The sequence below is a fragment of the Vibrio sp. AK197 genome, assembly GCF_053903115.1.
Genome location: NZ_CP096430.1, coordinates 908906 through 931950 on the forward strand (window position 1 = coordinate 908906; position 23045 = coordinate 931950).

Sequence of the window (23045 nt, forward strand, 5' to 3'; positions counted from 1 at the left end):
AAAACCGAAAAGGCGAACAGTGGTTCGCCTTTTTTGTACCACGAGTTTATGATAAGACTTCTCATTTATAGCCAACAATAAGGACAAACTCATGGATGCTTTAGAACTATTACTCGGGCGACGTTCTGTGGGAAAACTGTCGGCACCAGCGCCTGAAGGCAAAGTATTAGAAAATATTATTCGCGCCGGTCTGAGAGCCCCAGATCATGGTGGCCTTACACCATGGCGTTTTGTTATAGCCCAAGGGTCTGGCCTCAACAAATTGGCCACTATTTTGTCGCAAGCCGCGATCGCAAATCAAAGCGAGGAAGCGGTGGTAGAAAAGATGCGCCATGCGCCATTTCGTGCGCCTATGGTGATCACCGTGATTGCCAAGGTAACGGAACATCCTAAAGTCCCAGCCATTGAACAACATATCTCAGCGGGTTGCGCTGTACAAGCGATGCAAATGGCGGCGGTTGCGCAAGGTTTCCAAGGCTTCTGGCGTTCAGGCAATATCATGTTTGACGCCAATGTGCATCAAGCATTTGGGCTAAGTGGAGAAGATCAAATAGTAGGTTTTCTTTACCTTGGCACGCCAAATTTTGAACCCATGAAAGCGCCGGAGAGAAAACTGGGTGATTTTGTTGAGTATTTGTAGAAAGGAAGGAATAAAGACAGTTAGCGAAAAAGGGGGCTAACTTCGCCCCTTTTTCTCACAATCCACGATCAGTGGATATGATATTCAATAACAAAATCAATAAATAAACGCACTTTTTCCGGCAAGTGGTCTTTATGATTGTAAAGCATATAAATATCTCTTGGGTTGGCACTCCAATCACCTAAGACTTGGACTAGGCTGCCGTCTTTAATGAATTCCTGAATCATAACATCTGGCATGAGTGTAATGCCTAGGCCGGAAGAACAAGCACGACGAACCACGTTTAGCGTGTTGGCCTGAAAGCGACCTTGGTCATTATTGACCACGGTTTCACCATTACTGTTGGTCAACTGCCATTTGAGTAGGGGACGACCTTTAAGCAAGTTATGGTGATGCAACTCTTCGGCGTGTTTAGGCATTGGGTGCGTCTTGAGATATTCTGGGCTAGCAACCAATATGTCTTTGACTGAATTGATTTTTCTTGCAATAAGGCTGGAGTCACGCTGTGGACCGACTCGAAAAATCACATCCCATTCAGTGGGATCCAGTTGGTCTGCATGGTCACTGGTGGTAAGTTCAATGTTGATGTCAGGGAACTGATGCATGAATTCATTAAACATTGGCATCATCATTCGTTTGGTTAAGTTCGATGGAGCCGAAATGCGAATTTTACCCGCAGCGCCACGACACTCATCTGTAATCTCCTCTGCGGTCATCGACAAGCGTTGTAGCAATGGAGAGCACTCTTTAAAAAATCGTTCGCCAGCTTCTGTTAAAGACAGTTTTCGAGCATGGCGGTTGAGCAATCTGAGGTTAAGCGAATCTTCTAGCGCTTGGATTCGCCGCGTAATTGTAGCGACTGGAATGAGTGTTTTACGAGAAGTAGCAGTGTAACTGCCATTTTCGACAACCAGTCTGAATAAATTGAGATCATCTAATTTCATTAGTTGGGGGTGCATTGTTTTATTAATTCAGAGTAATTTATATGTATATCAAATGTTGAAGCTTGAGTCACATCAACAAGTTCTCTGATTTAGGACATTTCATATATCTAGTGTTTTTGATCAAGCCAAGGTGGAAGATTTGTATAAAGCAACTTTCACGACTAAATTTAGAGAAGTTTATAAAATGTGCCGAAAGCAAATAATAAAAATACCTTCGGAATTTTAGTGAGGCGAAAGTGATGCATAACAAAGTATGCAATTTACCGGCGGATGAGCCCTTTGCACCTGCCGAAGAGCAAAAGCTCATTATGTTAGTGGATGATGACCCGATTTTTCGTAACGTCACCAAAAATTTTCTTACTGCTCAAGGATATAAAGTTGTTGAAGCTGAAGATGGTCTCGATGGGCTCAAGCGGCTGCGCGAATGCGTTCCTGACTTAATCCTTTGTGACTTATCGATGCCAGTACTTGATGGCTTGGAGTTCGTGGAAGAAGTGAGCTTGGAGTATCCGTCCCTGCCAACCATCGTGGTTTCAGCCACAGAAGATATCTCGGATGTCGCTAAAGCGCTGCGCTTTGGCATCAAAGATTTTTTACCAAAGCCAATCAGTGATCATCGCAATTTGGCCAACTCAATTGAAAATACGTTAGATGACTCTTTTGACCGTCTTTCTGAGCAGCGCGATTTTGCCACCCAATGGTTTCGAGTTGATAATGGCGACGTACCAGAAGAGCGGGAGCTGCATTGGCACCTTAAGTACCTAAAAAAGAACCCTAATGCCGCCAAAGAACTACTTCATGCTCTGCTGCCAGAAGCAGATTCATCACAAGGTGTATGGAAGGTTAACTATCGTTTGCTGCAATCAACTGACATGATGCCAATGGTGTTTGATTACGCTTGGTTGATGAACGGCCAGTTGGCGTTTTACTTGGTTGACTCAGGCAGCCATGAGACGGATGGTGCGTCCACCACATTGTTGGTCAGAGCTCTGTTCCATGATTATTTGCGTCAGCTTAAGAACTTCAGCGCCGATTTAAAGGATCTCGCCTATTTGATTGAGAAAGGCCTGACGTGTTCAAGCTCAGTGAATCCCGTTAAAGCGCTGTTTGGATTGGTCGATGTTTCAGCTGGAACCATGTCGATTTTGCCGGCAGGTTTAGAATCTCAGTGGTCAAATGATCAGCTAACTCAACATATTGCCGCTGGCGTTGATTTAGGGGAAAACTGCGTGAAAAACTTTATGACGAAAGATCTACCGGTTGGTCAGCAATGTCGTTTGTCTTTAAGTCGTTTAGGCTCTTCAAGTTTTTCATTGGATATTGTGCAAGATACACAGCCCAAGCAATAATGCTTCGCTTCGCAGAATGGCAATAACCACAAAGATTGTCAGTGTTTGAGCTGAGTGGTTTGCCGTATAGTCTCCGGTTATACAAACTAACAGCATTTGGTTAACGTTAAGTTAACCAAATGCGTCGAGTACAACTTAACCGAGACGAAGATAATGGCGGACAAAGATTTTAAAGAACCTTATAATATTCTCTACTTTTTAGGATTTATCCTTGCCTTGTTAATTCCCACTTTGCCGGCAACACTAACCTGGATTCGAGTGTTCAACGGCTATCAGGGATTTTAAGTATCAACCTGGGAGCTTACCATCACTGTTCGTCGTTATTGTTATAATGTGGTTGGTGGGCTCTGTGTTGGTTTAGGCATTCTTGGTGCTGTGTTGCCCTTGTTGCCGACCACCCCCTTTATCCTCCTTGCCAGTGCTTGTTTCATGCGTGGTAGTCCCCGTTTTCATCACTGGATAATACATCATCCCACGTTTGGCACTTTCATCCGTGACTGGCAAGAAAAACGAGCCTTACGTCGCTCAGCAAAACATAGAGCCATGGCGCTCATTGTTCTTAGTTTTACCGTATCTATTTATTTTTCTCCTTTTTTGTGGTTAAAAATTGCGCTGTTGATTTTCGCAATCGTTTTACTACTTTGGTTTGTGCAATTACCTGTGATTGAGCACCTTGCTGATGACGAAGAAAATCACTAAGATTGCAGGGAAGTGTGCCCACTCTTCGAGTGGGCGTTTGTTTTTCTATCATACCAAAAGCATGTTTGACGGAAGTGAAATATCGATTTAGGTGTGAGTTGACGCTGATGGTCATCGCTAATCAAAGATGACAAGTCGCAAATTGAAGTAATAAAACTATGACAACTGAAACCATCTCTTTGATCAAAGCAAGTATCAAAAGTATCCCTGATTATCCAAAGCCAGGCATCCTATTTCGTGATGTCACTAGCCTAATGGAAGACGCAAAAGCGTACCAAGCCACGATTCAAGTGCTGGTCGACAAATACAAAGATATGGGCTTCACCAAAGTCGTGGGAACTGAAGCTCGCGGTTTCTTATTTGGTGCGCCTTTGGCACTGGAATTAGGTATTGGTTTTGTACCAGTGCGTAAACCCGGTAAATTACCACGTGCGACTATCGCTCAGACTTACGACTTGGAATACGGTACGGATACGCTGGAAATCCATACTGATGCAATCAAAGAGGGCGATAAAGTTCTTATGGTCGATGATTTGCTGGCCACCGGTGGTACCATAGAAGCAACAACCCAATTGATTCGCCAACTAGGCGGAGAAGTTGACCATGCAGCGTTTGTTATTAACCTTCCTGAAATTGGGGGTGACAAGCGTCTGGAAGCTTTAGGCCTGAACGTTTACAGTATCTGTGAATTTGAAGGACATTAATCGGATATTTTAATGAGTTATTTAGCCTTAGCGCGCAAATGGAGACCCACTAAGTTCAATGAAGTGGTGGGTCAAAGTCATGTTTTAACTGCTCTAGAAAATGCTCTGGCACAAAATCGCTTACATCATGCGTATCTGTTTAGTGGGACTCGTGGTGTCGGCAAAACGACGATTGGTCGGTTATTTGCTAAAGGGCTGAACTGTGAGACGGGGATTACCGCAACGCCGTGCGGAGAATGTGACACCTGTAAAGAGATCGACCAAGGTCGTTTTGTCGACCTACTCGAAATTGATGCGGCATCACGCACTAAGGTTGAAGATACTCGCGAACTGCTGGATAACGTCCAATATAAGCCGGCTCGAGGGCGCTTTAAAGTCTACCTGATTGACGAAGTTCACATGCTCTCACGCCACAGTTTTAATGCCTTGCTTAAAACCTTGGAAGAGCCGCCTGAATACGTCAAATTTTTATTGGCGACGACGGATCCACAAAAGTTGCCTGTTACGATCTTGTCTCGTTGTCTGCAGTTCCACCTTAAACCTATCACCGTTGATGCAATTCATCAGCAGTTAGAGCATGTACTGCAGCAAGAACAGCTCTCTGCAGAAAGCCAAGCGCTTGGGATGATTGCTCACGCAGCTGATGGCAGTATGCGTGATGCGTTAAGCCTTGCAGACCAAGCCATTGCCATAGGTAATGGGGCTGTCGGCAAAGACACCGTCAGTCATATGTTAGGAACCCTAGATACTGATCAAGCTATCTATTTACTTGAAGCAATTAGTACTAAACAACCGACGTCCGTAATGACCAGTATTGAAGGACTGGCTCAAAATGGCGTTGAATGGGATGGGTTACTGAAGCAACTGGCCGTGCAGCTACACCGTATTGCTATGTACCAAGCTTTGCCATCGACTCTCGATAAAACCCAACCTGATAGCGAGCGAATTGAGTTGTTAGCTCAAGCGATCGCTCCGGAAAATGTCCAGCTTTACTATCAGATCGCATTGAAAGGCAGAGAAGATTTACCTTTCTCGCCAACAGAACGCGTTGGCCTTGAGATGTGTTTGCTTCGCATGTTGGCGTTTGCTCCGGTGCAAACCAATGCGGCGAATGTGGTCACGACCCAGAAGCAAGACGTTGCGCCTCAGCCCGTTTCTCAAGCTGCGCCACCAGTGTCTAATCCGGTCACTGCAACTCCTGAACGGCAATCTGAGCCATCGACGGAGACCACTGAACGTGATGATCAGCAAGTCATGGATGAGTATTCTCACCAGTCTATTCCGACGCAGGCTTATGAACCGCAATATGACCAGCCTGCGGGGGCGCAAGAGACAGAACCCACTCCATCACAGACACAGCCGTCGTCACAACCTGCGACATCTAATCTAGGTGGGCTGCGCCATCAATTACGCTCGCAACGCAAAGGGTTAGCTCAAAAGCCAGGGACTGATCCAAAAAAGCCTAAAGCGGCATCTGCCAAACCTCAGTCGGTTCTCGAACGTGTCGTACAAAAGCACGGCTCAAGTTCTGCACAGCGGATGTCGCCACAAGAGAGTGAATCGATGACGGCAACGGTTGAAAGTGATGAGCCTTATCGCTGGATGCCAACTCAGCCGCTGGCTGAAAAACAGACGCGTAAAGAGCTGACGCCAACCATGATAAAAAGTGCGTTGGAACATGAAAAGACGCCTGAAATGACGCAAAAGTTAGTGGAAGAGTCGGTCAATCAAGATAGTTGGGCGGCATTAATTCAAACACTGACGATTCCAAAACTGGTTGAGCAATTAGCATTAAACTCTTCGTTTGCTCAGAGCGAATCTTCGGTAGTTCTTACCTTGCGCCCAAATCAGGCCCATTTAAATACAGAACGTGCGCAAAGTGAGTTGTTATCAGCGCTTAATCAAGCTTTGGGGTACGAATGTCACCTTAGTGTCGAAATCGGCGAGGCTGGACAAACCCCACTAGAGTTAAGAGATAAGCTATATCAATCTAAGTTAGAGCAGGCGTTCCAGAGTTTAGAGCAAGACACCATTATTCAATTTATTGAGCAACGTTTTGCGGCTGAATTGGATAAAAATAGCGTAAGACCTGTCTAATCATTTGTGGGGTTGAAATTATCCAATGTCGACCCCATAACCTTTTTCAATAGCGAACAAAACCAGAGAGACAAACATGTTTGGTAAAGGCGGTATGGGTAATTTGATGAAGCAAGCCCAGCAAATGCAAGAGCAAATGCAAAAGCTTCAAGAAGAAATCGCAAATATGGAAGTAACCGGTGAGTCGGGTGCAGGTCTTGTTAAAGTGACTATTACTGGTAGCCACAGTGTTCGTCGCGTTGACATCGATGAAAGCTTGATGGAAGACGACAAAGAAATGCTTGAAGATCTTGTAGCTGCGGCATTCAATGATGCAGCTCGTCGTATTGAAGAGACTCAAAAAGAGAAAATGGCGGGCGTGACTGGCGGAATGCAGCTTCCACCAGGCATGAAAATGCCGTTCTAATTTGACAGCTGAGAACGATTAATGCGTACCAGTCATATGCTGGAGCATTTGATGGAGGCCTTACGTTGCTTGCCTGGGGTTGGACCCAAGTCAGCACAGCGTATGGCCTTTCATTTGTTACAGCGCGACAGAAAAGGCGGTCTTCAACTGGCTGAAGCATTAAGTCAAGCCATGACCGAAGTAGGGCATTGTCAGGAGTGCCGAACTTTCACTGAGCTGGAAGTTTGTCATATCTGTAGTAACCCAAAACGTCAAGAAAATGGGCTTATTTGCGTCGTAGAGAGCCCTGCGGATATTGCGGCGGTAGAAGCTACGGGTCAGTATTCAGGCCGTTATTTTGTATTGATGGGGCACCTTTCGCCACTTGATGGGATTGGGCCGAGCGATATTGGCTTGGATGTTCTGGATTACCGTTTACGTCGTGGTGATATCCAAGAAGTGATTTTGGCCACCAATCCAACGGTAGAAGGTGAAGCAACAGCGCATTATATTGCCGAGTTGTGTAAAGAGCACCATGTGTCAGCGAGTCGCATTGCTCATGGTGTTCCTGTTGGTGGCGAGCTGGAGTTGGTCGATGGCACCACGCTCTCGCATTCCCTGCTTGGTCGTCAGATGCTCAAATAGCCGATGCTGCTATCGAAAAATTAAAAGCCCGCGAATGCGGGCTTTTCTGTATTTAAATCACAGCATGTCTCGGGTTAGGGCTGCCCGCAATAACTCGATACATCACCGCGCCAACGATTCCCCCGATAATCGGTGCCAACCAGAAAATCCAAAGTTGAGAGGTCGCCCAATCACCCACGTAAATCGCCACTGCAGTGCTACGAGCTGGGTTGACGGAGGTATTACTTACTGGAATGCTGATTAAGTGAATTAAAGTTAAGCAGAGGCCAATCGCAATAGGAGCAAAGCCTTGTGGTGCTCGTTCGTCGGTTGCGCCCATGATGACGATCAAAAACATCATTGTCATGACGATTTCTGTGATGACAACGGCAGAGAAAGAGTACTGACCTGGAGAATGCATACCATATCCATTTGCAGCAAAACCCGAGCCTGCGACATCAAACCCGACCTGTCCTGAAGCGATGAGATAAAGTATGCCCCCCGCAATTATCCCACCTATCACTTGGGCAATAACGTAAGGGAGGATCTCACGACCATCAAAGCGTCCACCTGCCCATAGGCCGATAGTGACTGCTGGATTAAGGTGGCACCCTGAAATGTGACCGATTGCAAAAGCCATGGTAAGTACCGTCAAACCGAAAGCGAGTGCAACGCCCAGTAATCCGATACCAACCTCTGGAAATCCTGCCGCTAACACTGCGCTACCACAACCGCCTAGCACTAACCAAAAGGTGCCAAATGCTTCTGCTAAATATTTGTTCATATGCCAATACCCATTCAATTTAATGAAGACTGGCTGAAACATAGAGGATAACCACATTGAATGCATGGTTCAAAACTGCAACACAGTGAACTCACTGGCTCATAACGGTATGCTGTCTTGTTTTTGTGGCGATTTGCGTAAGAAACGTATTACGTTAACTGCTCAAGCTCAGTGATAATCGTAAGGGCTTGTTGGTTGCTAGTGCCACAAATACTGGGACATGGCTTAAAATCAGCACACACTTTTGGTCTATCTGGGTGACCAAACAGTTGGCAAAGATTGTTATCATCAAGCTGGATACAGCGTTGACCTGCAGGTTTGCCGTTTGGCATGCCTGGAATGGCGGATGAAATACTGGGAGCGATGCAGCATGCGCCACAACCAAGGCGACAATCCATAATAATATCCATGATGAAATTGGGCGGCGATGGTATCAAAAAATTGAGTGTGAGACAGCTCAAATTTTATCCTTGAAGTTTTTTAGCGACAGCGGTATAAACGCTTCCCTTCAAGACAAGCAATCATAAAGGCAAGTAGTAATGACGACTCCATTTTGGCAGAGCAAAACATTAGAACAGATGACAGAAGCAGAGTGGGAATCACTGTGTGACGGTTGTGGTAAATGTTGTTTGCATAAGTTGATGGATGAGGACACGGATGAGGTGTATTACACCAACGTGGCTTGTAGTTTACTCGATGACCAAACTTGTTCTTGCAAAGATTATCCGAATCGATTTGAATCGGGTGAAGAGTGCTTAAAACTGACGCGTGATAAGATTGCAGAATTCCACTGGTTACCCGACACGTGTGCTTATCGGCTTTTGGCGGATGGCCAAACTCTCCCCGAGTGGCACCCGCTGATTACAGGCTCTAAGAAAGCGATGCATGAGGCGCAAGAGAGCGTTCGTAATAAGGTCGTGTATGAAATTGATGTGATTGATTGGGAAGACCACTTGATCAATCATCCCCATCGTTAAGAATAAAGGCTGCTTTTTGGTGCCTTTATTCTTGTTTTTCGCTAAAACCTAGCTCAATTTGACGCTTTAGTACCTTTGTTTTGTGTAAGTCTTCCAACTGTTTTAAGACATCAAGGCGCTGCTCAGTGAGGTTTTGGTAGTGTAGCTTTTGAGTCGTATTGCAATGTACCAATGGTGGTAATTGCTTGAGCTCGTTGGATAATAGAAAAAGTTGATTACGTAGCCATTGTTCTTGGTCACAGGGACGAGAAGTAAAATGCGATAACAAAGAGCGTTCTATAGGCAGATTTTCGTCGTTCTTATCTTGCTTGAGGTTGTTAGATTGCTTAGCGGCTTTTGTTTGTATGTGGTATCGGCTGCCAATAGCAAAGCTGAAGACTGATGCAATAGACAATATCAGCGCGGTTGGCATTAAGTTACTTGAAGCGAACTCGTGAGCGTGAAGAAGGAGAGGAACAAGGGTTGCCAATAACAAAACGAGCGCGCCAACATTTGCCAATTTAAAAGAAATAAAGCGGCGTTTCACTGCAGATTCTCATCAAAGGTTTATGCAGCAATGATGCTATCTATCTTTTACTTCGACAAATCACGCTTGCTATCATCAAAACAAAAAATATTAATCAAACCAGAGCGTTTAACTTAGGCGATAGCCAGTATGATGCCACCAATGGTTGCCGCTGCGGAAAAAAATTGCCCCGCAGAGTAGGAACCATCCTCTTCCTCTTTCATTTTATCTGGGTGCTCCATCCCTAAAGCGCCATGAGCAAAAGATTCTACCTTATCACCCACGGTTTCTTCTGCTTGTGCATCATGCTTGCTTTCTTTTTCGATGGCCTGAAGTGCTGCGAGCAGAGCTTTACCTTCATCTGATAGCGTGACCTTATTGTGGTCGACGCGTAGCGGAGTGGTCGCTGGGTCAGAAGAGGGCGTTGCCTTTTGAGCTTTCGCCTGCTGAGGTGGAAGCGCTTGCGTCGACTCTATACCTACAGGATTCATACTCATCTCCTTATAACATCACCAATACTGTATCGGCGTTAGTGAGAGAAACTTGTGCAAAATTTCACAAAATTGTTTAAAAAATGACAAAGCAAAAAGCGCGCCTAAACCTAATGTTGACGGCTTTTAAGGCGCTTTTAATTATAAATTTGCGTTAACTTATTGTTTATTAAAGTGAGTAATTGGGTCGTCTTGGTTTGCAAGGTGAGATGTATCGAGCGTGGTTGGGGGGAAAGGGGATAAATATTGCCGCTGCCACTTATTTGACTAAGCGCAGCGGTGAGAGTTTTAGACTACTTTTTTTCGGTAAACACGCAGCATAAAATCGGCTTCACAATGGAAATCGATAGCCGTCTGCAGCTGCTCGCGGAGTGCATCACTGGCTTTCCAAGCAAAAGGGGTCATTTGTAATAAATCAAAGGCTGCGCCGTTATTGAGTTCCATCGGATAATGAAGGTGCTGCTCCGCTTCAAGCTCAAAACCATCCAGTTTCTCTGGTGTCTCATCATGTAAGCGAACACTCGAATAAATCTGTTCTCTAAGCTGATAGAGGTGCCGCGCCGCAGGGGTTACCGTTATCACCACGCCGTGGGTATTTAAGCACCGACTGAGTTCGGGGGCTTTACAAGGAGCATAAATACGCACAATCGCATCAAGACTCTGATCAGCAAAAGGTAAGCGATGACTTGAGGCGACAGAAAATTCGCACTGAGGGTAGCGTTTCGCCGCTGAGCGTATTGCCGTTTTAGAGATGTCTAAACCAAATGTACGCAGCTGTGGGTGCTTCTCGCTGAGAGTTTGGTGAATTTGAGCGGTGTAGTAGCCTTCACCACACCCGATATCGAGAACAGCTCGTGACTCCGTGGCTAATGATGCTCGAAGTAATTGCGCGACTTGTTCACGCATCGGTTGGTAGTGGTGACCTTCAAGAAATCGACGTCTAGCTTGCATCATCTGTTTATTATCACCCGGGTCTTTTGAACGTTTATGGTGAGCCGGCATGAGATTGACATAGCCTTCCTTAGCGACATCAAATTGATGGTTGTTGTCACAGCGATAGCTGCGATCATCAAGTGTCAGCGGCTGAAGGCATAGAGGGCATTGATACACGAAAAAGCACCGAGTGATAAGTGATAAAAACAGGTCGCGATTCTATCAATATTCACATGGGTTAGCCATCTCAATACCTAAGTCCAGTCAGCTTAATATCGAGATGGCTATGGCAGGCTAGTGGAAGAAACTCACTTGCTGTTTCAGTGCTTTGGCTTGCAACTGCAAACTGGTGGCACTTGTTGATGTTTGTGCGCTAATTTCTCCACTTTCGTGATTTAATTCACTGATTTGCGTCGTGTTTTGAGCAATCTCCTGTGAAACTTGAGCTTGCTCCTCACAGGTTGCTGCGATGGTCTCAGCTTGTGATGCGATAGATTGCACATCATCAGTAATGGATTCTAACGCGCCGCCGGCTTGGTGAGCTTTCTCTAAAACATGGTTAGCCCGCGACTGACTGTGATTCATCATCTCTACCGCTTGGCTGGTTGACCCTTTGAGTTTTTCGATAATACTCACCACGTCTTGAACCGAGGTTTGAGTGCGGTGTGCGAGGGTTCTCACTTCGTCGGCGACGACGGCAAATCCTCGGCCTTGCTCTCCGGCTCGCGCGGCTTCAATGGCCGCGTTCAGCGCCAGTAAGTTGGTTTGTTCTGCGATCTCATTGATCATGTCTGTCACGGTTTGGATACTTTGGCTGTCTTCGCTGACTTGATGAATAACTTGCGCAGATTGATCGAGCTGAGAATTCAGTTCTGCGACATCAATACAGACATCTTCGACAACCTTGAGTCCAGTTTGGGAGTTACCGTTGGCTTGTCGTACATTTTCAGCAATGGTTTCAACTTGCTGCGCGACGGACTGCGCCGAAGTGGCCATTTCCTCAATCGCGGTGACCACTTGATCAACTTGCTCCTGTTGACGGTTCGACTGCGCTAGGTTGCGTTCGGCGTCTTCTGCCATATTGGTCGCATTGGTATCGACATCATCACTGGTACGGCGAATGTCCGTGACTAAATGATTCAATTGGTTTGCCATATGAGCGACCCCATAGGTGAGGTTGGCAATTTCATTTTTAGATGAGGCCTCGCCACCAGCCACAGCAAGGCTGACTTCACCTTCACTCAATCGCTGCATATAGCCACTCAGTGTGGTTAAAGGTTTCAAGGTACGATTCAAAATGACGCTGAGCAAAATAAACGTAACTGCACCAATCGATAGCGCAATCCAGGTGATCAGTTTGAGTAATGCTTGGCTGCCTTTCGTCACTTCTTCAACGAAGGTTCCGCCAAGCAGTTTCCAGTTCCATCCTGGTACTTCAGCATAAATCAGGTACTTTTCACCAATATGACCCTGGTATTCATATGGATAACGAATCAAGCCACTTGGTTGTTCAAAGATAGAAGCGAACGGCTTATTCCCATCATGGTCTGGAACGTCTATGATCGAAGGGCCACTTTCTTTATGGGTCGGGTGAAGCAAATAGTGGCCGAGATTGTCTTTTTCGTTATCAACGATGATCGTATAACCACTATCGCCCCACTGAATTTCAGCGAGGGATTTGAACAGATCTTGAGTCGCCTTGTTCACGGATAAACCGATAAACGAGATAGCAAAGATCTCACCACGCGCATTTTTAATCGGGGCATAGTAGGTAATATAACGTTTACCAAACAGTTTTACTTGTGCATGGTAAGGCTGCCCAGCGCTAAGGGTATTATAGCCAGGGTGCTGGTTATCTAAATAGGTCCCCACCACGCGCTCTCCCGATGGGTTCTTCAGTGAGGTTGAGATACGCATAAAACGATCACCTTGACGAGCAAACAAGGTGGCAACAGCGCCAGTGTCACGCGTAAATTGGTCAACAATTTGAGTGCTGCCGATAAGGCTAGTGCCACCTTTGGTTAGGTCTGGAATCTCATGGCCGTGGAAAAAGCGTGAGTCATTACTTTCTTGAAGGCCTGACAGGTAGCTATGGCGGAACGTCGATTCGAGCTCATTGGCGTTATTCAGGTAGGCATCGTATTGGCCTGAAATCGCTTTGGCTAATGCATTGACCTTAGACTGGTGCTCTATAAAGGTGGAGTCAAGCAACTGCTGAGAAGCGCTTCGGTAGACGAGTGTGGCGATGCAAGTAAATGCAACAAGTAAACACAAGGTGATAACGAGCTTAAGTTGAAATCCTACGCTCTGATTTTTATATCTATTCATCATCTTTAGTCCTAGACGGCAGAGTTTATGCACTGTTATGCACTTTATTTATGTTTGAAGTTGCCGATGGTACAAAGATTTATAAATAGGAAACTTGATTCGTGTTAACGAAAGGGTGAATTTAAAATTTAACTATTGGCTTAATTGGTCGGCCGCACCCCAAACAGAAGCTGAAGTTTGAAGTGCGGTGTAAACTCAAGCAGTGATAGGCGTAATGGTCGTGATAAGCTGATGGCTTTCACCAGCAGCGACGAGTTGTCCGCTTTCTAAGCTAGGGCTAAATACGGTGGACTCAACACATAGCATCGTCTGGTAACCGTTGTCATTCATATCGGCCATAGCAGAAGCGCCTTCTTTCCAAGGGTTCCACATCACAGCAGCATTATGGCCTTGGTTTTCAACTTTCAACGTACGCTCATAGCCTTTATCTTCAACATGTATTGCAGCGCTCGGCTGAGTATAGATTCGGTCAATGGCATGGCTAAGTACAAGTTCAGAGTCGCCTTGGCAGGTTTTGCCATCTTGCAATTTATCGATGTAGTTTGGCCCCATTCCTGACGTTGTCACTGAGGTAATATCAGACACATTAAGATAAGTGTGCAGCGCTGCGGAGAATGGCCATGCGACTTCACTCGGGTTGTGCATATCTAGAGTGATCTTGAGTTGGTCACCCACTTCGACATATAGCTTGAGCTCAAATTGGTGTGGCCAGATATCTCGAGTCTGCTGTGAATCGTTTAAGCCCAGGCAAACGACGACACCATTTTCATTTTCTCGGTGCTCGATGAGTTGCCATTCGCTGGTACGAGCAAAACCATGAGAAGGGGAGGCAAGACCACCAAACCATGGCCAGCAGACGGGCACTCCGCCGCGAATAGCGGCTTTGCCGTCAAGGATTGCTGCCTCGCTCATCCAAATGACGTCAGGTTGGTCGCTTGGTTGGTAAGACATAACATGACCACCATGCAGAGCGATTGCCGCACGAGCTTTGCCACTGATGATACGGACTATCTTAAGTGCATCTTTTTCAATAATCGATACCGTATCGGAAAGTACCGATAGGGCAGGGAGAGAATATAAATCCATGATTGTCTCCTAGGCGGAGGTCCTAGGCACCGCCTTGCAACGCGGCAAAGCTTGTGTGTGTTCGGACCGTAATCCAAATGAATTCCAGTTATCCACGCGTGGGTTATATTGGAATACAAAAAAGGCGACTCGAGAGCCGCCTTTTACAAAAATCTTCGCTAAAAGCTTACATTATTTAGAGATGTGAGCAACTAGGTCTAGAACTTTGTTTGAGTAACCGATTTCGTTGTCGTACCAAGATACAACTTTAACGAATTTGTCAGTTAGTGCGATACCTGCTTTAGCATCAAATACTGAAGTGCAAGTTTCGCCGATGAAGTCTTGAGAAACAACTGCGTCTTCAGTGTAACCTAGAACGCCTTTTAGTTCGCCTTCAGAAGCTTCTTTCATTGCTTTACAGATGTCTTCGTAAGAAGCGCCGTTTACTAGGTTAACAGTTAGGTCAACAACAGAAACGTTAGCAGTTGGTACGCGGAAAGCCATACCAGTTAGTTTGCCGTTTACTTCTGGAAGTACAACGCCTACCGCTTTAGCAGCACCAGTTGAAGATGGGATGATGTTTTGAGAAGCACCACGACCACCACGCCAGTCTTTTGCAGAAGGACCATCTACAGTTTTTTGAGTTGCCGTAGTTGCGTGAACTGTTGTCATAAGACCAGATTCGATACCGAACTTGTCGTTAAGAACTTTAGCGATAGGTGCAAGACAGTTAGTAGTACAAGAAGCGTTAGAAACGATATCTTGGCCAGCGTAAGTGTCGAAGTTTACACCGTTAACGAACATTGGAGTTGCGTCTTTAGAAGGACCAGTAAGAACAACTTTCTTCGCACCTGCAGTGATGTGTTTACGTGCAGTTTCGTCAGTTAGGAAGATACCAGTTGCTTCAGCAACAACGTCAACACCGATTGCGTCCCATTTAAGGTCTTCAGGGTTGCGCTCTGCAGTAACACGTACAGTTTTACCGTTAACGATTAGGTTACCACCTTCAACTTCAACAGTACCGTTGAAACGGCCGTGAGTTGAATCGTACTTAAGCATGTACGCCATGTAATCTACGTCGATAAGGTCGTTGATACCTACAACTTCGATGTCGTTACGTTCTTGTGCTGCACGGAATACGAAACGGCCGATACGGCCAAAACCGTTAATACCTACTTTGATAGTCATTATAGTTGCTCCACAACTTAATTTCTGATTAAAGATAACTGGTAGTAAAATTACAGAACCCAGCAAAAATCTGCAACAGATAATCAGACTTAACTTGTTTAAAGTCAAAAAAAAGCGACGCTTTCTTTCACAATTGTTAGCAGTTGGTTATCTTTTGAGCTTAATGCGAGATAAACTGTACGCCAGTCTAAATAAGGGGCAGGTTGGCGTTACCCAACCAGGCAAAATCCACCCACCCTGTTATGGGGTGAAAGTATGTGCTACAAAGGGTAAGCTTAGCAAGTTTTTCCCTAAAAAAGTGAATATAAAAAGTGAGAATGAGGAGAATGTCCGCTGTGGAACATGACGAAAATAAAGTCGTAAAGTCAGACGCAGAGTGGCGTGAGCAGTTATCTGAAGAACAATATCGCGTGTGTCGTGAGCATGGTACAGAAGCGCCCTATAGTGGTACGTTGTTGCACAATAAAGAAACAGGTGTGTATTCATGCACTTGTTGTCATACGCCACTTTTCTCATCAAACGATAAATACGATTCAGGATGTGGTTGGCCGAGTTTTGACCAGCCGATTAACCCAGAAGCGATTCACTACCTAGAAGATCGAAGTCACGGAATGGTCAGAACTGAGATCCGATGCGCAGTTTGTGATAGCCACCTAGGTCACGTTTTTCCTGATGGTCCGCCAACAACCGGAGAACGGTTTTGTGTTAACTCAGTGTCGTTAACTTTCAACAATCCAACAAAAAACGGCGAATAATTCGCCGCTTGTTGTTTGTTCCTTTCATTCGTAGGTATGAGTTTAATACGGAACTAAACTACGCCTAAAGCGCCCGGATTTCAGGGCGCTTTCTACTTCTGCCGCCATATCATCAAGTTGATCATATTTTGCATCATTGAAGCCGTACAGTAGTTGGAGTTGGCGCTTGGGCACGAGGGGGACATCGTATTCACTTGCGACTTGCGTCCAGATATAGGCGGCTTCTTTGTTTTGAACATGATAATAGATGCTAGCCAGTGATTTCACTGCTTCGACGTTGACGTTATCGCCAGTGGAAAGTTCAAGAGAGCGGTTGAGCAGTTCAATGGTCTTTTGCTTGTCACGGTTGGTGTAATACGTGGCTAACGCGTATTGCATTTCAGCCGTATCAAGCTCTGGAGAACCTTCCATTTGTAGGAATGCACGTCTGGCGTGTTCGTCACCAAGTTGGCTCCACAAAAAGTACAATGTTTGAGGCTGCTGTGAACTGCGCAGCTCCATTACGATGCGTTCTTGTTCATTGCCGGAGTGAACGAGAGCATTGAAACGTTTTTGGCGTAACTCTGTTTGGTCAATGGTTTGGATTTGCGAGGCCAGTTCGAGGCACTTTCGGTATTCCATTAAGAATTTGTACTCATCGATTTTATTGGCTTCGCTTGGGTTTTTCATCACTTCAAAACGATGCCAAATGAGGTCGGTTCTTGGAATGCGGCATTGACCATCATTCATATTCAGTTTCTCGCAGCGCAGTGCCGGGTTATCGGTGCACAACTGCTCTGTATTCTTTCTACCTTCAAAACATCCGCCGAGCGCCAGAGCTGATGCGGCGATTAACACGATTTTTATATAGTTCATAATGAATGCTTGTGATCAGTTACACTTATTTTCTGGGCCAACCTTGACTCACTTCTTCAGCTGGTTATGTTTGAGCCAAAGTCAAAAGCAAGGAAACCATCATGGATGTTGAGCAGCTAATTAACTCCATTACTCCGGAAGTTTATGAGCGTTTAGTTTACGCTGTAGAAACAGGCACATGGCCTGAGGGTACTCCACTTTCCCAACAGCAGCGAGATTCCTGTATGCAAGCTGTGATGTTGTATCAATCTAAGCATAATTCACAAGCTCAACATATGACAATTGGCCAAGGTGGCGATGTTGTTTTTAAGTCTAAAGCCGAATTAAAAAAACAGTTCCAATCGGATCAAGGCGACATCATGCGGGTGAATCCTAATCTCGATTCGTAACTTTTGAGTGAAAAACAAAAAAACCAGCCCTATGGCTGGTTTTTTTTAACCGAATAGCAGAACAATCTCTGTAGGAATTTACTGTGAAAAATCGCGTTTTTACGGTTTCTTTGATGAGTTATAGGCTCATTTCACCGCGTAAGACTTGCTGCATCTGATCTTTAATCTGTTCATAGCTCAAGTTTTGGCTCAGCAAATAATGCAGTTTGGCTAACGCCGCCTCATGAGTCATGTCATAACCGCTAATCACCCCCGCTTCAGCGAGTGCACATCCGGTGGCGTAACCGCCCATGTTGACTTTACCCGCCAAACATTGAGTCAAATTGACCACGATGACGCCACGCTCAGACGCTTCTTTAAGGTGGCCGAGCAATTCAGGGTTCTGTGGTGCGTTACCAACCCCAAAGGTGAGTAAAATCATGGCATTGACGGGTTGTCGTAATGTATTTCGAATCACTTCGTGCGAAATGCCTGGATACATAGTGATGACACCAATGGGCTGCGGTGTAATGGTATGGACTTTAAAGTCACCCTGCGGCTTTTTATCTACTTCGATGTCTTTACTAACTTGAATATGAATTCCGGCTTCAAGCAAAGGCGACAAATTGGGTGAGGTGAACGCATTAAAACCGTCAGCATGAGATTTAGTACTGCGGTTGCCACGCATCAATTTATTATTGAAGAACAATGTGACTTCATTGATTGGGTAATTCGCAGCAATATGTAAAGCATTCAATAGATTGGCTTGACCATCTGACCGAAGTTCAGCAAGAGGGATCTGTGAACCCGTCACAATTACCGGCTTGCCGAGATTTTCCAGCATGAAAGACAATGCAGAAGCGGTATAGGCCATGGTATCGGTGCCGTGCAAAATCACGAAGCCATCATATTTGTCATAGTTGGCTCGAATGTCGTCAGCAATTTGCTGCCAATCCGCAGGCGTCATATCGGATGAGTCAATCAGGGGGTCATACTCATGGATGGTATAATCGGGCATCTCTTCGCGATGAAATTCGGGCATGCCCGCCAGTTGTTTGTCCATAAAGCCAGCAACGGGAATATAGCCGTTATTCGACTTTTGCATGCCAATAGTGCCGCCAGTGTAGGCGATATAAATATGTTTTTTTGCCATTGCTGCGAGTCATATTTGTTAGGGGGAACAGAAGCGGCGATTATAACTGATTCTTAGCCAAGAAAAAGGGGCAGCGTTGATTACGCTACCCCATATCATACCAGTTTGGATAATTCGCGTTGAACTACTCAACCTGACAAGGCAAACAAAACGCGTACTGTCCCTTAGGGTCGTTAAATTGAGCCAATAAACTTGAGTCTGCGACCAATTGCTTGGCTGCGGGTTGCCAAGCCCCTGGTAGCATTGACGTCATATCGATACCTAGGGCCGCGTTGGTTTCAGAGAAGAAGTCTTTAAAGAACTGTTCTGCGGGTGTTAGAGGCTCTTCTACCCAATACAGGTTGTAATCATCAAGCGAGGCTAGTTGTGCGGCAGCATCGATAGCGTCATCGAAGTCACCGATTTGATCAACTAAGCCATATTGCATGGCATCTTGGCCTGTCCATACTCGGCCTTGCGCGACACTATCGACTTTTTCAAGTGACATATCACGGTTCTGGCCGACCAAGCTGATAAAACGGTTGTAACCGTGTTCTATCGCTAACTGGATAGCTTGAGATGCGCCTTCGGTTAACCCTTGAGTGACACCAACGTTTGAAAATGGTGTGGTGCCGACGCCGTCAGTATAAATGCCCAGTTTATTCAGTCCTTTTTCAAATGTAGTAATCACACTAAAGATACCAATCGAACCGGTTAACGTTGTCGGCTGAGCGATGATTTTGTCTGCGCCCATTGAAATCCAGTACCCACCTGATGCCGCAAGGCTCGACATGGAGACAACTACCGGTTTTCCAGCGGCTTTTATTGCCTCAATTTCATTGCGAATGATTTCTGAGGCAAAGGCGCTACCACCTGGGCTATCAACTCGCAAGACGACAGCTTTGACTTTGTCGTCAGTGCGAGCTTGACGCAACAAGGAAGACAATGTGTCGCCACCAATGCGACCGCGAGGCTGTTCGCCGTCCATGATGGCACCACTTGCGACAACAACGGCCACATCATCTTCGCTCGAATCAAAGCTTGGATGCATTCGCGACTGATACTTGTAATAGCTGACAGCGTTATAACTGTCTTGCCCATCACTACCAAACGCTTCGATCATCGCTTGGCGCACCTCTTGACGGGTGGCTAATTGGTCAACCAGCCCCAATTGCTTCGACAAGGCGCCGACATCACCTTTGACCGATTTAAGCTGCTCCAGAAACTCGTCCATGCTCGGATTTAATACTTGGCTATCGATTTGACGATTGGTGGCCACATCATCGACATAGGCACTCCACATTTGACCAACCCAGCGAGAGGCTGATTGCTTTGCTGGCTCCGACATATCATCGCGGATAAAAGGTTCAATGGCCGATTTATAGGTACCAACTCGGAAGATGTGAGTACTAACATCAAGCTTTTCGAGCAGAGTTTTATAGTATAGGGAATAGGCTTTGTAGCCTTTGAGCATCACTGCGCCATCAGGGGCGAGGAAGATTTTGTCTGCGTAACTCGCCAAATAGTACTGACTTTGGTTATAAAAGTCGCCAGCGGCAAAGACAGGTTTTCCACTGGCTTTAAACTCATTAATCGCTTTAGCAATGTAACGCAGTTTGGTTAAGTTCGTTTCGGGCATATCCTGTAGCGATAAGACGAGACCGGTAATGGTTTTGTCATCTTTGGCTTGGCGAATGGTATTGACGACATCAAATAAGACATTCTCTTTTGGCATTTCTTGCCCAAATAGCGAGCCAGTTACTGAATCGAGCGGATTGACATAAGTAGATTGTTCAACAATAGGGCCAGATAAATTAAGCACTAACGCAGAAGAGGTGGTTGGAACCGCTGGGGTTGGGGATTCAGCAGAGGTATACAGGAAGTAAATCGCTGCAATGCTCGCAAGGAAAATCAGGTTTATTAAAGTAATACGTATAAATGAGATGACTTTCCAAATGCCCTTGAAAATCAGGCCAATTATTTTGAATATTTTTTTCATTCTATCTCCGCTGTAACCATTCCGGTACGCTGTCTTATAAATGGAGCTAAGACCAACTAATCGATGATATCCTACTTAAACAAGTATATTCGAACAATAGGGAGTTGATCGCTGTTACAGAAATGTAAACACTTGTTTGATTTTTGTTTAACCCGGCAATATTCTGGTCAGACCATAAATATAAAAATAGCGATGTCTGCCATGTACCCAAATCTACTTCAGCCTTTAGACCTCGGCTTTACCCAATTGAAAAACCGCGTTCTGATGGGCTCTATGCACACTGGTTTAGAAGAAGACAAAGCAGGTCTTCACAAGCTTGCCGCCTTTTATCAAGAACGAGTTAAAGGTGGTGTTGGCTTGATCGTTACCGGTGGGTTCTCGCCTAATCTGCGTGGACGATTACACCCATTTAGCGCCGAATTTAGTAAGCCTAAGCATGCACAAGCGCATCAAGTTGTGACTGATGCGGTTCATGAGCATGGGGGGAAAATCGCGTTACAACTTTTGCACGCAGGTCGCTATGCGATGCATCCGTTTTCACAAAGTGCATCCGCCATTAAGGCACCGATCGCCCGTTTTGCTCCTAGTGAAATGAGTGTGAGACAAATCAAAAGCACGATTTCTGATTTCGCAACCAGTGCAAAATTGGCGCAAAGTGCTGGTTATGATGGTGTTGAAGTGATGGGCTCTGAAGGGTACTTAATCAACCAGTTTATCTGTAAGCGAACCAACGTGCGTTATGATGAGTGGGGTGGCGAGTACCAAAATCGCATTCGTTTTCCGCTTGAAATTGTCAAAGCCATCCGAGCTGAGGTGGGTAAGCAGTTCATCATTATTTTTCGGTTATCCATGCTGGATCTGGTGGAAGAAGGTAGCAGTTTTCAAGAGGTGGTTGAGTTAGCCAAGGCATTAGAAAAGGCAGGAGTGACCATCATCAATACGGGGATAGGTTGGCACGAAGCACGTATCCCGACCATTGCAACCCAAGTTCCGCGTGGGGCGTTTAGTTGGGTTACCGAACAAGTCAAACCGCATGTGAATGTTCCTATTGTGACCTGCAACCGTATCAATACACCGGAGGACGCAGAACGTATCTTGGCTTCTGGCCAAGCAGACATGGTTTCCATGGCGCGCCCGTTACTGGCTGATCCTCATTTCGTGTTAAAAGCAGAACAGCAGCAGCCGAAGCTGATTAATACTTGTATTGGCTGTAATCAAGCGTGTTTAGATAACGTGTTTAAAGGTCAGCGCGCCACTTGTATGGTGAACCCGTACGCATGTTACGAAACTGAGCTAACTCTTGAAGCGGCAAGCCAGTCACAGGTTGTCGCTGTCGTTGGTGCGGGACCTGCTGGTCTAGCTTGTGCGACCACATTAGCTGAGCGCGGTTATCAAGTTGATTTATTTGATCGGGCAGATAGGATTGGCGGCCAATTTCGTTTAGCAATGCAAATTCCGGGTAAAGAAGAGTTTCGTGAGACGATTCGTTATTTTGCTAATCGCATCGAGCAAACCGGTGTACGTTTGCATCTCGACACGGAAGTGAATGCTGACATGTTGCGTGATTATGACCACATCGTCATGGCAACAGGCGTGACACCTCGTGAGATTCAAATCGACGGGCTTGAAAACTCACCCAAAGTGATTGATTACCAAACCTTAATCAAGGAGAAAACCCCCGTCGGCGACAAAATTGCGATCATTGGCGCTGGTGGAATTGGCGTGGATGTTGCCAGTATGATCACCGAACCCAACGAGCATCAACTCGATGATTGGTTGTATGAGTGGGGAATAGATAAAACGCTCACTCATCCAGGCGGTTTGTATCCATACCCAGATGAAGCCAGTGATAAGCAAGTATGGTTACTACAACGTCGCAAAGGGCGTGTGGGGAAAGGGCCAGGTAAAACCACAGGCTGGATTCATAAGCGCACGTTAGAAAAGCGGGGTGTGCATCTATTGGGAGGTGTGGAGTATCAAAAAATCGACCAGCACGGATTGCACCTTGTTCAAAATGGTAAGGCTCAATGCTTAGACGTTGACACTATAGTGATTTGTGCAGGGCAAGAGTCGGTGCGCAGTTTTGAACATCGCTGGGATGAATTTGGCGAGAAGCTACACGTGATTGGCGGTGCGGATTACGCTGGTGAGCTTGACGCAGTGCGTGCTATACGTCAAGGCGTGGAACTTGCGTTGAATTTGTAATTAAAAAGGCCGCTACCT

The 23045-nt window shown here is 45.7% G+C and carries 23 protein-coding genes; 11 read left to right on the forward strand and 12 right to left on the reverse strand.

The genetic code is table 11. From position 1 onward, the window contains the following. Window positions 1-91: 91 nt before the first annotated feature. Window positions 92-640, forward strand: a complete 549-nt coding sequence (locus M1D72_RS11470; protein ID WP_456296951.1) for an NAD(P)H nitroreductase — start codon at window positions 92-94, stop codon at window positions 638-640. Between the two features lie 68 nt (window positions 641-708). On the opposite strand, the gene M1D72_RS11475 is transcribed toward M1D72_RS11470, so the two are convergent. Further along, window positions 709-1584, reverse strand: coding sequence for a LysR family transcriptional regulator (locus tag M1D72_RS11475; RefSeq protein WP_390190896.1), 876 nt, complete (start codon window positions 1582-1584; stop codon window positions 709-711). A gap of 239 nt (window positions 1585-1823) precedes the next feature. Here M1D72_RS11475 and M1D72_RS11480 point away from each other — a divergent pair, with 239 nt between their 5' ends. From M1D72_RS11480 to recR, 6 genes are all read left to right on the forward strand, one after another. Beyond that, window positions 1824-2933 carry a response regulator gene (locus tag M1D72_RS11480; RefSeq protein WP_456296952.1) on the forward strand — a complete coding sequence of 370 codons (1110 nt, stop codon included), beginning with the start codon at window positions 1824-1826 and terminating at the stop codon, window positions 2931-2933. 333 nt (window positions 2934-3266) lie between these two features. Next, a complete protein-coding gene (locus tag M1D72_RS11485) occupies window positions 3267-3632 on the forward strand; it encodes a YbaN family protein (protein ID WP_390190893.1) in 366 nt (121 codons plus the stop codon). Window positions 3633-3790: 158 nt separating this feature from the next. Further along, on the forward strand, window positions 3791-4336 hold the full coding sequence (apt, locus tag M1D72_RS11490) for an adenine phosphoribosyltransferase (RefSeq protein ID WP_456296953.1): 546 nt from the start codon (window positions 3791-3793) through the stop codon (window positions 4334-4336). A 12-nt stretch (window positions 4337-4348) separates the two neighbouring features. Further along, a complete protein-coding gene (dnaX, locus tag M1D72_RS11495; RefSeq protein ID WP_456296954.1) occupies window positions 4349-6433 on the forward strand; it encodes a DNA polymerase III subunit gamma/tau in 2085 nt (694 codons plus the stop codon). A gap of 76 nt (window positions 6434-6509) precedes the next feature. Beyond that, window positions 6510-6839, forward strand: a complete 330-nt coding sequence (locus M1D72_RS11500) for a YbaB/EbfC family nucleoid-associated protein (protein WP_390190888.1) — start codon at window positions 6510-6512, stop codon at window positions 6837-6839. A 21-nt stretch (window positions 6840-6860) separates the two neighbouring features. Beyond that, window positions 6861-7463 carry a recombination mediator RecR gene (gene recR, locus M1D72_RS11505; protein ID WP_390190887.1) on the forward strand — a complete coding sequence of 201 codons (603 nt, stop codon included), beginning with the start codon at window positions 6861-6863 and terminating at the stop codon, window positions 7461-7463. 52 nt (window positions 7464-7515) lie between these two features. On the opposite strand, the gene aqpZ is transcribed toward recR, so the two are convergent. Beyond that, window positions 7516-8226, reverse strand: coding sequence for an aquaporin Z (aqpZ, locus tag M1D72_RS11510; RefSeq protein ID WP_390190885.1), 711 nt, complete (start codon window positions 8224-8226; stop codon window positions 7516-7518). A 149-nt stretch (window positions 8227-8375) separates the two neighbouring features. Then, window positions 8376-8624 carry a YkgJ family cysteine cluster protein gene (locus M1D72_RS11515; protein ID WP_456296955.1) on the reverse strand — a complete coding sequence of 83 codons (249 nt, stop codon included), beginning with the start codon at window positions 8622-8624 and terminating at the stop codon, window positions 8376-8378. Between the two features lie 141 nt (window positions 8625-8765). On the opposite strand from M1D72_RS11515, the gene M1D72_RS11520 reads away from it, so the two are divergent. Next, entirely contained in the window at window positions 8766-9203 is a 438-nt protein-coding gene (locus M1D72_RS11520; RefSeq protein ID WP_456296956.1) for a YcgN family cysteine cluster protein, read from the forward strand. 25 nt (window positions 9204-9228) lie between these two features. Here the strand turns inward: M1D72_RS11520 and M1D72_RS11525 are convergent, their stop codons facing one another. The 6 genes from M1D72_RS11525 to gap all read right to left on the reverse strand — a co-directional run bounded on the left by M1D72_RS11525 (window position 9229) and on the right by gap (window position 15713). Beyond that, window positions 9229-9729: a hypothetical protein gene (locus M1D72_RS11525; RefSeq protein ID WP_456296957.1), complete on the reverse strand. Its 501-nt coding sequence runs from the start codon at window positions 9727-9729 to the stop codon at window positions 9229-9231. A gap of 113 nt (window positions 9730-9842) precedes the next feature. Next, window positions 9843-10199 carry a hypothetical protein gene (locus M1D72_RS11530; protein WP_456296958.1) on the reverse strand — a complete coding sequence of 119 codons (357 nt, stop codon included), beginning with the start codon at window positions 10197-10199 and terminating at the stop codon, window positions 9843-9845. Window positions 10200-10487: 288 nt separating this feature from the next. Then, on the reverse strand, window positions 10488-11309 hold the full coding sequence (rlmA, locus tag M1D72_RS11535; RefSeq protein WP_456296959.1) for a 23S rRNA (guanine(745)-N(1))-methyltransferase: 822 nt from the start codon (window positions 11307-11309) through the stop codon (window positions 10488-10490). A gap of 117 nt (window positions 11310-11426) precedes the next feature. After that, window positions 11427-13463 carry a methyl-accepting chemotaxis protein gene (locus tag M1D72_RS11540; RefSeq protein ID WP_456296960.1) on the reverse strand — a complete coding sequence of 679 codons (2037 nt, stop codon included), beginning with the start codon at window positions 13461-13463 and terminating at the stop codon, window positions 11427-11429. A gap of 192 nt (window positions 13464-13655) precedes the next feature. Beyond that, window positions 13656-14546 (reverse strand): D-hexose-6-phosphate mutarotase, encoded by an 891-nt coding sequence (locus M1D72_RS11545; RefSeq protein WP_456296961.1) that lies wholly within the window; start codon window positions 14544-14546, stop codon window positions 13656-13658. A gap of 171 nt (window positions 14547-14717) precedes the next feature. Next, a complete protein-coding gene (gene gap, locus M1D72_RS11550) occupies window positions 14718-15713 on the reverse strand; it encodes a type I glyceraldehyde-3-phosphate dehydrogenase (protein ID WP_390190867.1) in 996 nt (331 codons plus the stop codon). A 326-nt stretch (window positions 15714-16039) separates the two neighbouring features. On the opposite strand from gap, the gene msrB reads away from it, so the two are divergent. Beyond that, window positions 16040-16468, forward strand: coding sequence for a peptide-methionine (R)-S-oxide reductase MsrB (msrB, locus tag M1D72_RS11555; protein WP_390190865.1), 429 nt, complete (start codon window positions 16040-16042; stop codon window positions 16466-16468). 42 nt (window positions 16469-16510) lie between these two features. On the opposite strand, the gene M1D72_RS11560 is transcribed toward msrB, so the two are convergent. Then, on the reverse strand, window positions 16511-17323 hold the full coding sequence (locus tag M1D72_RS11560; protein ID WP_456296962.1) for a DUF2989 domain-containing protein: 813 nt from the start codon (window positions 17321-17323) through the stop codon (window positions 16511-16513). Window positions 17324-17424: 101 nt separating this feature from the next. Here M1D72_RS11560 and M1D72_RS11565 point away from each other — a divergent pair, with 101 nt between their 5' ends. Continuing rightward, entirely contained in the window at window positions 17425-17712 is a 288-nt protein-coding gene (locus M1D72_RS11565; RefSeq protein ID WP_456296963.1) for a YeaC family protein, read from the forward strand. A gap of 118 nt (window positions 17713-17830) precedes the next feature. Here M1D72_RS11565 and ansA read toward each other — a convergent pair whose 3' ends face one another. Together ansA and sppA are read right to left on the reverse strand one after the other, a co-directional pair. Then, entirely contained in the window at window positions 17831-18844 is a 1014-nt protein-coding gene (ansA, locus tag M1D72_RS11570; protein WP_390190859.1) for an asparaginase, read from the reverse strand. A 124-nt stretch (window positions 18845-18968) separates the two neighbouring features. Further along, window positions 18969-20822, reverse strand: a complete 1854-nt coding sequence (gene sppA, locus M1D72_RS11575; protein WP_456296964.1) for a signal peptide peptidase SppA — start codon at window positions 20820-20822, stop codon at window positions 18969-18971. Between the two features lie 201 nt (window positions 20823-21023). Here sppA and M1D72_RS11580 point away from each other — a divergent pair, with 201 nt between their 5' ends. Continuing rightward, entirely contained in the window at window positions 21024-23027 is a 2004-nt protein-coding gene (locus M1D72_RS11580) for an oxidoreductase (protein WP_456296965.1), read from the forward strand. Window positions 23028-23045 lie beyond the last annotated feature (18 nt).

What these genes read in the sequence shown, in the direction of transcription:
- M1D72_RS11580 (WP_456296965.1), top strand. Translation starts at nt 21,024, where the DNA reads ATGTACCCAAATCTACTTCAGCCTTTAGACCTCGGCTTTACCCAATTG.
- ansA (WP_390190859.1), bottom strand. Translation starts at nt 18,844, where the DNA reads ATGGCAAAAAAACATATTTATATCGCCTACACTGGCGGCACTATTGGC.
- sppA (WP_456296964.1), bottom strand. Translation starts at nt 20,822, where the DNA reads ATGAAAAAAATATTCAAAATAATTGGCCTGATTTTCAAGGGCATTTGG.
- M1D72_RS11480 (WP_456296952.1), top strand. Translation starts at nt 1,824, where the DNA reads ATGCATAACAAAGTATGCAATTTACCGGCGGATGAGCCCTTTGCACCT.
- M1D72_RS11540 (WP_456296960.1), bottom strand. Translation starts at nt 13,463, where the DNA reads ATGATGAATAGATATAAAAATCAGAGCGTAGGATTTCAACTTAAGCTC.
- M1D72_RS11520 (WP_456296956.1), top strand. Translation starts at nt 8,766, where the DNA reads ATGACGACTCCATTTTGGCAGAGCAAAACATTAGAACAGATGACAGAA.
- gap (WP_390190867.1), bottom strand. Translation starts at nt 15,713, where the DNA reads ATGACTATCAAAGTAGGTATTAACGGTTTTGGCCGTATCGGCCGTTTC.
- M1D72_RS11545 (WP_456296961.1), bottom strand. Translation starts at nt 14,546, where the DNA reads ATGGATTTATATTCTCTCCCTGCCCTATCGGTACTTTCCGATACGGTA.
- apt (WP_456296953.1), top strand. Translation starts at nt 3,791, where the DNA reads ATGACAACTGAAACCATCTCTTTGATCAAAGCAAGTATCAAAAGTATC.
- M1D72_RS11470 (WP_456296951.1), top strand. Translation starts at nt 92, where the DNA reads ATGGATGCTTTAGAACTATTACTCGGGCGACGTTCTGTGGGAAAACTG.
- M1D72_RS11530 (WP_456296958.1), bottom strand. Translation starts at nt 10,199, where the DNA reads ATGAATCCTGTAGGTATAGAGTCGACGCAAGCGCTTCCACCTCAGCAG.
- M1D72_RS11565 (WP_456296963.1), top strand. Translation starts at nt 17,425, where the DNA reads ATGGATGTTGAGCAGCTAATTAACTCCATTACTCCGGAAGTTTATGAG.
- aqpZ (WP_390190885.1), bottom strand. Translation starts at nt 8,226, where the DNA reads ATGAACAAATATTTAGCAGAAGCATTTGGCACCTTTTGGTTAGTGCTA.
- M1D72_RS11500 (WP_390190888.1), top strand. Translation starts at nt 6,510, where the DNA reads ATGTTTGGTAAAGGCGGTATGGGTAATTTGATGAAGCAAGCCCAGCAA.
- msrB (WP_390190865.1), top strand. Translation starts at nt 16,040, where the DNA reads ATGTCCGCTGTGGAACATGACGAAAATAAAGTCGTAAAGTCAGACGCA.
- M1D72_RS11475 (WP_390190896.1), bottom strand. Translation starts at nt 1,584, where the DNA reads ATGAAATTAGATGATCTCAATTTATTCAGACTGGTTGTCGAAAATGGC.
- dnaX (WP_456296954.1), top strand. Translation starts at nt 4,349, where the DNA reads ATGAGTTATTTAGCCTTAGCGCGCAAATGGAGACCCACTAAGTTCAAT.
- recR (WP_390190887.1), top strand. Translation starts at nt 6,861, where the DNA reads ATGCGTACCAGTCATATGCTGGAGCATTTGATGGAGGCCTTACGTTGC.
- M1D72_RS11560 (WP_456296962.1), bottom strand. Translation starts at nt 17,323, where the DNA reads ATGAACTATATAAAAATCGTGTTAATCGCCGCATCAGCTCTGGCGCTC.
- M1D72_RS11515 (WP_456296955.1), bottom strand. Translation starts at nt 8,624, where the DNA reads ATGGATTGTCGCCTTGGTTGTGGCGCATGCTGCATCGCTCCCAGTATT.